Genomic DNA, 8,696 nt, shown 5'->3' on the forward strand with positions numbered 1-8,696 from the left:
CGTTGATCCAGCCGACCAGTTCTTTGTTGATGGCGCCCGACAGCACCATTTCGGCGATCTTGGCCGTTTCAGCATCGGTGACACGCAAGCCATCGACAAACTGGCTTTCAACGCCCAATTTTTTGAGCATGGCACCGATTTGCGGGCCGCCACCATGGACGACGACGGGGTTAATGCCGACGGCTTTTAATAGCACGACATCGTCCGCAAAATCGCGCGCCAGACCAGCATCGCCCATCGCATGGCCGCCATATTTTACGACAAAGGTCTTGCCCGCATAACGCTGCAAATAAGGCAGAGCCTCGGTAAGCGTTTCCGCTTTGGCCAGGTTGGCGGGATTAATCGTCATGCGGACCAACGGCCTTGGCGTCCGTGCCATCCAGCCTATGGCCGTAGCTGACAAAGAAAGTGATGAGCAATGGCACCATGATCATGCTCAACACGACCTTGGCCAGCATTTGGCCGAGCAGCAAGTCCGTGATCGGAAACACACCATAAAAGGCAATGCTTACGAACAATAAGGTGTCGATGATCTGCGATAGCACCGCGGCGATGGCACCGCGCAATGCGACATATTTACCTACGGTGTTTTTCAAGCGATCGAACAGATAGACGTTGAGCATTTGCGACACGCCATATGCGACGATACCTGCGACCCAAATACGCGGCGTCTGACCCATCATGGTGTTGAACGCATCAAGATATTTGCCATCCATCTTCGGTGACGGGGGCAATGAAAGCACAAGCAATGCGAGCAATATCGACGCAATCAATGGAATAAAGCCATATTTGACCAATCGGTCCGCAATAATCTTGCCGTGCAAGGCTGCCACCGCACTGGAAAGGATGACCAGCAAAAGAAACGGAAAGATGCCCGCTTCTACCGCCAGCGGCCCTAAAGAAACTTGTTTGTTTCCAAGCACGCCAGCAATGCACACCATGCCGCCGTAAATGATTGAGAACATGAAAAGCGATTTCGGGATACCCCCCTCGGTCGCGCGTAATGTGGTCTGGTCAGTCATGCGAATCTGACTAGCGTCTAATTTTATTGGCGCAAGGCCAACGATGGCGCTAGGTGTCGCAGCACTACATCAGGGGTGGGGACTTTATGCATATTTTATTGAGCGTTGCAGGGATGGCCTTGATTCTCGCGATCGCCATTTTGCTCTCGTCAAACCGGCGCGCCATCAAGTTCCGCGTGGTTGGCGCAGCCTTTGCCTTGCAAGCAAGCATAGCCGCCCTCGTTCTCTACACCTCATGGGGTAAAGTCGCGCTCAATGCCGCATCTACCGGCGTTTCGAACCTGCTCGGCTATTCGGCAAAGGGCACGCAGTTCATTTTTGGTCCGCTCGCCTCTCCTGAAATCGGTGGTAACAGCTTTGCGATTGCTGCGCTTCCCGTGATCATCTTCTTCGCGTCGCTGATCTCGATTCTCTATTATCTGGGCATCATGCAATATGTCATCCGCTGGATCGGTGGTGGTTTGCAGAAGATTACTGGCATTTCAAAAGTGGAAAGCCTTTGTGCGGCCGCCAATATTTTCGTGGGCCAGTCGGAATCGCCACTGGTCATCCGCCCCTATCTTGCCAATTTGAAACCCGAACAGCTTTTCTGCGTCATGACCGTTGGCATGGCGGGCGTCGCCGGCACCATATTGGCCGCTTACGCATCCATGGGCATCCGCATTGATTATCTGCTCGCAGCAGCATTCATGTCCGCACCGGGCGGAATTTTGATGGCGAAGTTGATGATGCCCGACATGCCCGCAGTGGTGCTGGCCGAGGGCGATCCTGCGCTCGCGAACCCGCACCCTGATGATGAACCCGTCATGGTCCATGATGATGGCGAAGAAAAACCCGCCAACATCATTATGGCCGCGGCGCAGGGTGCACAAACCGGCGTTAAGCTGGCGGTGGCGGTCGGCGCGATGGTTCTTGCTTTCGTTGCCTTGGTTGCGCTGGCCAATGGCATATTGGGCGGCATCGGCGGCTGGTTTGGTCAGCCTGACCTGAGTTTCCAGCAAATTGTTGGCTATGCTTTTGCACCCGTAATGTTCCTTTTGGGCGTGCCGTGGCATGAAGCGATTCAGGCGGGCGGCTTGTTCGGTACCAAAATCGTTCTGAACGAATTCGTCGCCTTCATTGATTTGGGCGCACTGAAAGAGCTTTCCGCACCAACGGTCGGTATCGTTACCTTCGCCTTGTGCGGATTTGCCAATTTCAGTTCGATTGCCATTCAAATGGCCGTGACGGGAAGCCTTGCGCCAAACCAGCGGCCTATGATTGCCAAGCTGGGCTTGAAGGCGCTTGCTGCCGGATCGCTTTCGAACCTGATGAGCGCGGCGCTGGCGGGTTTGTTCCTGTCTTTGGGCTAATTAATTTTCGCCAGCTGCCCGCTTTAATTCATAAAGCAGGTCAAGCGCAGCGCGCGGGCTAAGTGCGTCGATATCAAGGCCAGTGAGCTTTTCACGCAAGGCATCGACCTTGGCTTCGGCGGCGTCGAGTGCGGCGCTGAACAATGGCAGGTCACCCAGACCCGCGGCCAGGCCACCTGTTTCCGCGCGCCCTTTTTCCAGTTTCTCCAGCACGGTCTTTGCCCGCGACACGACTTGCGGCGGAAGACCGGCAAGCTTTGCCACTGCGATACCGTAACTGCGGTCGGCGGGGCCATCGCCAAGCTCGTGGAGCAAGACGAGGTCGCCCTTATACTCCTTGGCGCGGACATGGTGTAGCGACAGCGCGTCAAGGCTGTCCGACAACCGGGTCAGTTCGTGATAATGCGTTGCGAACAGGCAGCGGCAGCGATTGGTTTCGTGAATGCCTTCGACAACCGCCCATGCAATGGCAAGGCCGTCATAAGTCGATGTGCCGCGGCCAACCTCATCCAAAATCACAAAGCTGCGTTCGGTTGCCTGCGCAAGAATGGCCGCCGTTTCGACCATTTCGACCATGAAGGTCGACCGCCCGCGTGCCAGATTATCCGATGCGCCAACGCGACTGAAAAGACGGTCAACAAGGCCAAGCTTTGCTGATATCGCAGGAACATAGCTGCCCGCTTGTGCCAGCAAAACGATCAACGCATTCTGCCGCAGGAAGGTGGATTTACCGCCCATATTGGGGCCGCTCACCAGCCACAGCCGCTTATCGGGCGACAGCTTGCAATCATTGGCAATGAACCGGTCGCCCGATTTCGCGAGCGCGCTTTCAACCACCGGATGCCGCCCGCCTTCAATTTCAAGGCATGGGTGGCTGACAAAAGATGGGCGGCACCAATTGCCCTCTGCAGCCCGCTCCGCCAGCGCCGCCGATACATCGATCCGCGCCAAGGCATCGGCGCTCGCGGCGATTGCATCACGCCGCGCAAGTACAATCGCGGTCAGCTCCTCCAAATGCGCGGCTTCAGCAGCCAAAGCATGTCCGCTGGCCTGTGTGATGCGCATGGCCTCTTCATGAAGCTCAGGCGAGTTGAAACGGACGGCGCCGGCCATCGTTTGCCGGTGCGCAAAGCCTGACCCGGCCGCCATGAGCGCATCGCCATGCTTGGCGGGTACTTCGACAAAATATCCCAGAACGGCATTGTGCCGGATCTTCAGCGCAGCAACGCCCGTCGAATCGCGATAGCGCGCCTCCAGTTGGGCAATCGCCTGCCGCCCGTCACGGCCAGCCGAACGCAGCACGTCCAACGCCGCATCATAGCCTTCGGCGATATAGCCACCCTGCGCGGTGTCGGTGGGCGGGGAGGTCACAAGCGCACGGCCGAGGATGTCCACCATATGGCCGTGGCCATCCAACATCGGCAGCAATTGGTCGAGCAATTGGGGGCGGTCGGCCATGGCGCCCAATCGCTCCCGCAGATGGCGCGCGGCATCCAACCCATCGCGAATTTGCCCCAAGTCACGTGGACTGCCGCGTCCGGCAACGACACGTCCCAATGCGCGAGCGATATCGGGCAATTGCCGCAAAGCGGACCGGACGGCATCGCGGGTCAACGGCGCGTCATGGAACCACTGCACCAGCGACAAACGCGCTTCGATGATGCTTTGGTCCATCAATGGCGCAGACAGGTCTGACGCCAGCTGGCGTGCGCCGGCACCCGTTATCGTGCGATCCACCTCGGCCAGTAATGACCCGGCACGTGCGCCTTTATGCGCTGCGCTGATTTCCAGGCTATCGCGCGTTGCTTGGTCAATCAGCAAATGGGCATGCACTTCACGCCGGACCGGCAGTTTGAGGAAGGGCATGTTGCCCTGCCCGACATGCGCCAGATAGGCGATGAGCCCGCCAGCGGCCGCCTGCTCAGCACGCGTGACCGCACCGATGGCATCCAAGGTCGAAAGCGCAAAATGCTGCTTCAACAGATCGCCGCCGACGATGCTTTCAAAGTCAGCGCGCGGACGAATGATTGCGCCCGCAAGTTGTTGCGCCAAACCATCCGGAACAACAAGTTCGCTGGCGGACAGGCGTGCAAGCTCGGCTTCAAGTGCGCTCGCCGCGACGGTGACGAGTTCGAAATAGCCGGTCGAAATATCCGCTGCCGCCAGACCATATTCGTCACCCACCGGCGCGACCGCGACGAGCATGTTTGAAGTCCAGCTGTCCAACAAGCTGTCCTCGGTCAGCGTCCCTGCCGTCACGAACCGGACGATGTCGCGCGCCACCAATGTCTTGGAACCGCCGCGCGCCTTGGCATCTTCGGGGCTTTCGGTTTGCTCCGCAATCGCGACGCGATGCCCGGCCTTAATGAGCCGCGCCAGATAGCCTTCGGCTGCATGCACCGGCACGCCGCACATCGGAATCGGCCTACCATCATGTTCGCCGCGCGATGTCAGCGCGATATCCAATGTTGCAGCAGCAGCGCGCGCATCATCGAAAAATAGCTCAAAAAAATCACCCATGCGGTAGAACAACAGGCAATCCTCGGCCTTCGCCTTCAGCGCGAGATACTGCACCATCATTGGTGTCGGTCCCGATGTTGCTTTCATTGTCCCCGTCATGGTCAACGCGATAGCGGAGCCGTTCCTGCGGGGCAATGCTTGCCCTAGCGGCACCACCGCGTTAGGGCAGTTTATATTATAAAATAGGGTCAAAGCCAAAAATGAACGATAGCGACGTCCAGATTACAGCTCAGGAAGCTTTGGATTTCCATTCCCAAGGCCGCCCGGGGAAAATCGAAATCGTGGCGACCAAACCAATGGCCACGCAACGTGATTTGTCGCTCGCATATTCGCCGGGTGTCGCAGTGCCGGTGCAGGCCATTTATGACGACCCGGCAACCGCCTATGATTATACCGCAAAGGGTAATCTCGTCGCGGTTATCTCAAATGGTACAGCGATTCTTGGCATGGGCAATTTGGGCGCATTGGCATCCAAGCCCGTGATGGAAGGCAAGGCGGTGCTGTTCAAACGCTTCGCCGATGTCGATTCGATCGATATCGAGGTGAAGACCGAAGATGCACAGCGTTTCATTGACGCGGTCGAACTTCTTGAGCCGACCTTTGGCGGCATCAATCTTGAGGATATCGCCGCGCCCGATTGCTTCATCATTGAACAGACGTTGAAAGAACGGATGAATATTCCGGTCTTTCATGATGACCAGCACGGCACCGCGATCATCGCGGCGGCAGGATTGATCAATGCATGTGAGCTTACAGGCCGTTCGTTGAAAGATATAAAGGTCGTCTGCAATGGCGCAGGCGCCGCGGCGATTGCCTGCACCGAGCTGATCAAAGGCATGGGCGTCCCGCACGACAATGTGATTATGTGCGACCGTTCCGGCGTGATTTATCAAGGCCGTACGGAAGGCATGGATCAGTGGAAATCAGCGCATGCCGCAAAAACAACCGCGCGCAATCTGGCAGAGGCCATTGTCGGCGCAGATGTTTTCCTTGGCCTTTCCGCCGCCAATGCGTTGAGCGCCGATATGGTGAAGTCGATGGCGCCTGAGCCAATCATCTTTGCGATGGCAAACCCCGATCCCGAAATCTCGCCACCTGTGGCGCGCGCGGCGCGGCCCGATGCGATCATTGCGACGGGACGGTCTGATTTTCCAAATCAGGTCAACAATGTCCTGTGCTTTCCATTCCTGTTCCGCGGCGCGCTCGACGTGCGCGCCACGACGATCAACGAACCCATGAAGATTGCGGCATCGCATGCCTTGGCGCAATTGGCGCGCGAAACCGTGCCCGAAGAAGTGGCGGCTGCCTATGGCGGCATGATGCACAAATTCGGCCGGGATTATATCATCCCGTCGCCGTTCGACCCGCGCCTCATGGAAATCGTCGCCTCCGCCGTTGCAAAAGCAGCGATGGATTCGGGCGTCGCGCAAAAGCCGATTGCCGATATGAACGCCTATCGCGCGAGCCTGCGCGCGCGTCAAAACCCGACGACATCCGTTCTGACCCAAGTTTATGCAGCCGCAAGGGCAAAGCCAAAGCGCGTCATTTTTGCCGAAGCCGAAGAAGACGTCGTGTTGCGCGCCGCCGTTCAGTTCAAACAAGATGGCTATGGCGTTCCGGTGCTGGTCGGACGCGATGCGCGCGTTACCGAAAAGCTGATCGGGCTCGGCGCCAATCCGGACGAGTATGAAATCCATAACAGCGCCCAAAGTCCATTGGTCGAGAAAATGGTCGACCGGTTATATAGCCGCTTGCAGCGTCGTGGTTATCTGCGCCGTGATATTCAGCGAATGGTCAACCGCGACCGCAACATCTTTGGCGCACTGCTGCTGCAGATGGATCAAGCTGATGCGATGATCACGGGCGTGACGCGCACCTTTGGTCAAACCTTGCGCGAGTTGCGCCGGGTGCTCGATGCCAAGAAGGATGCGACACCGTTTGGCATTCACGTCATGGTCGGAAAAACACATACGGTGTTTATCGCCGACACCACGGTCAACGAACGCCCGACAGCAGAAGAGCTCGCCCATATTGCCGAGAAAACCGCTGGCGTTGCCCGCCGCATGGGCCATGTCCCGCGCGTGGCGTTCCTGTCATTCTCAACCTTCGGCAACCCCGCTGGAAACTGGCTCAATAATATCCGCGATGCCGTTGCCATATTGGATGCCCGCCGCCCCGACTTCGAATATGAAGGCGACATGCCGCCGGATGTTGCGCTCAACCCAGCGTTGATGAAAAACTATCCGTTCTGCCGTTTGTCCGGACCCGCCAACGTGCTTGTTATGCCCGGTCTGCAATCGGCAAACCTGTCGGCAAAGCTGTTGCGCGAATTGGGCGGGGACCAAGTCATTGGACCCATGCTGCTGGGTATCGAGCGTCAGGTGCAGGTGGCCACTATGGCATCAAGCGCCGGCGATCTGGTGACCTTGGCCGTGCTTGCTGCGGCAGGTGTCACCGAATAAGCGGCAGGAAAGCGGGGGCGGTTGTCCCCGCCTTTTCGATATCGTGATGTTACGTCAGAATCAGTTCGGGCTGTTCGGTGTAGCGCCTTGACCACTGCCTGCGCCGACAGCACCGATATTGCCGAATATTTCTTCAAAGAAGCTTTTGTTGCGGCCAAGTGTCGGCGTTTTGTCGCCTTCAGGGCTGATTTTCGAAATAAGTTCTTTGCCCGTTTGCGCAACAGATGCGACATTTCCGGCCGCGTCAAACCGGACCTTCAGCACATATTGGGCGTCTGCCTTTGGCTGCGAGAACGCCAGCTGCTTTGCGTCGCGTGAATAATAATACCAGTCGTTTTGATCGAACTGACCCACAAATGTCGGGCGGCCAAGCGATGCCTGAACCGATTCCCTATTGTCTACACCGGGTTGGATGGAGTTCAGCAAGGTCTGGTCGCCAATATAGCCCTGATGCGAGCGAAGGCGGGTACAGCCAGACGCCAATGTCATAGCGGCCAATAATGCTGCAAAACCTGCAATTTGCGTCGCGCGCATAAACTTCTCCGCTAATCCACTAAAGTTGGGCCTTTGCCATTGCATCCTTAAGGCGCAATATCAATATGCAATCCCAGATGAATGCCCGATGAGTAAGGATGAAAACGCGTCAAAATGACATTATTGAAAAGACTTTTCGGGAAAGGGGAACCCGACCCCAAGCTTAAGCTGATCCCATTGTACAATCAGATCGTGGCTAAAGCGCGTGAGCCGCATTGGTATATCGACGGTGAGGTTCCGGACAGCATTGACGGGCGCTTCGATATGGTTGCCTCTGTTTTGTCGCTGGTTTTGCTGCGGCTTGAGGACAGCGGTGATTACGCACTCGACATGGCGCGCCTTACCGAAGTGTTTGTCGACGATATGGATGGGCAACTGCGAGAAGTTGGCATCGGCGATATGATCGTTGGTAAACATATCGGCCAGATTATGAGCGCCGTCGGCGGCCGCCTCGGTGCGCTGCGCTCGGCTTTGTCCGATACGGCGGAGCTTGATGAAGCCATTGTGCGCAACATTTACAGAGGCGTTGCCCCTGAAGCTGGCGCGCTTGCGCATACCCGCCAAGCTTTGTTGGATGTCGAACGTGCATTGGGGGCGCAATTGCCCGATATGATCGTTGAAGGTGAAGCAACGTGGTGACGGCCAACGAGTTTAGCCATGTCGTCAAAATCTCCGAAGTGGGAAACCACAGCCGCAACCTTCGGCTTTCGGCGGATGAGGCAGCGCGCCACGCCCTGATGGCGCGGTTTGATCTGGCGGCGCTGGACAATCTTGAGGCTGAAATTTCGTTGAAGCATGAAGCGGAC

General features: G+C 57.2%; 7 protein-coding genes. 3 read left to right on the forward strand and 4 right to left on the reverse strand.

Annotated elements, in window-relative coordinates:
• The coding region (argB, locus tag ACIQ0G_RS08425; protein ID WP_397577522.1) for an acetylglutamate kinase at window positions 1–349 on the reverse strand (349 nt) is incomplete at its 3' end.
• Complete coding sequence (locus ACIQ0G_RS08430; protein WP_397577523.1) at window positions 339–1,022, reverse strand: queuosine precursor transporter; 684 nt, start codon at window positions 1,020–1,022, stop codon at window positions 339–341. The genes ACIQ0G_RS08430 and argB, both read right to left, overlap by 11 nt.
• Before the next feature lie 86 nt (window positions 1,023–1,108).
• Here ACIQ0G_RS08430 and ACIQ0G_RS08435 point away from each other — a divergent pair, with 86 nt between their 5' ends.
• Window positions 1,109–2,374, forward strand: coding sequence for a NupC/NupG family nucleoside CNT transporter (locus ACIQ0G_RS08435; protein WP_397577524.1), 1,266 nt, complete (start codon window positions 1,109–1,111; stop codon window positions 2,372–2,374).
• Here the strand turns inward: ACIQ0G_RS08435 and mutS are convergent, their stop codons facing one another.
• On the reverse strand, window positions 2,375–4,993 hold the full coding sequence (gene mutS, locus ACIQ0G_RS08440) for a DNA mismatch repair protein MutS (protein ID WP_397577525.1): 2,619 nt from the start codon (window positions 4,991–4,993) through the stop codon (window positions 2,375–2,377). It abuts the gene before it with no gap.
• Between the two features lie 101 nt (window positions 4,994–5,094).
• Between mutS and ACIQ0G_RS08445 the strand changes: the two genes are divergently transcribed.
• Window positions 5,095–7,356 (forward strand): NADP-dependent malic enzyme, encoded by a 2,262-nt coding sequence (locus ACIQ0G_RS08445; RefSeq protein ID WP_397577526.1) that lies wholly within the window; start codon window positions 5,095–5,097, stop codon window positions 7,354–7,356.
• A 60-nt stretch (window positions 7,357–7,416) separates the two neighbouring features.
• Here the strand turns inward: ACIQ0G_RS08445 and ACIQ0G_RS08450 are convergent, their stop codons facing one another.
• The gene (locus ACIQ0G_RS08450) at window positions 7,417–7,890 is read right to left on the reverse strand and encodes an outer membrane protein assembly factor BamE (protein WP_397577527.1); all 474 of its coding nucleotides are present in this window, start codon (window positions 7,888–7,890) and stop codon (window positions 7,417–7,419) included.
• 114 nt (window positions 7,891–8,004) lie between these two features.
• Between ACIQ0G_RS08450 and ACIQ0G_RS08455 the strand changes: the two genes are divergently transcribed.
• Complete coding sequence (locus tag ACIQ0G_RS08455; RefSeq protein WP_397577528.1) at window positions 8,005–8,529, forward strand: ubiquinol-cytochrome C chaperone family protein; 525 nt, start codon at window positions 8,005–8,007, stop codon at window positions 8,527–8,529.
• The last annotated feature ends 167 nt before the right edge of the window (window positions 8,530–8,696 follow it).

The sequence above is a fragment of the Sphingorhabdus sp. genome (assembly GCF_044354325.1).
GTDB lineage: Bacteria > Pseudomonadota > Alphaproteobacteria > Sphingomonadales > Sphingomonadaceae > Sphingorhabdus_B.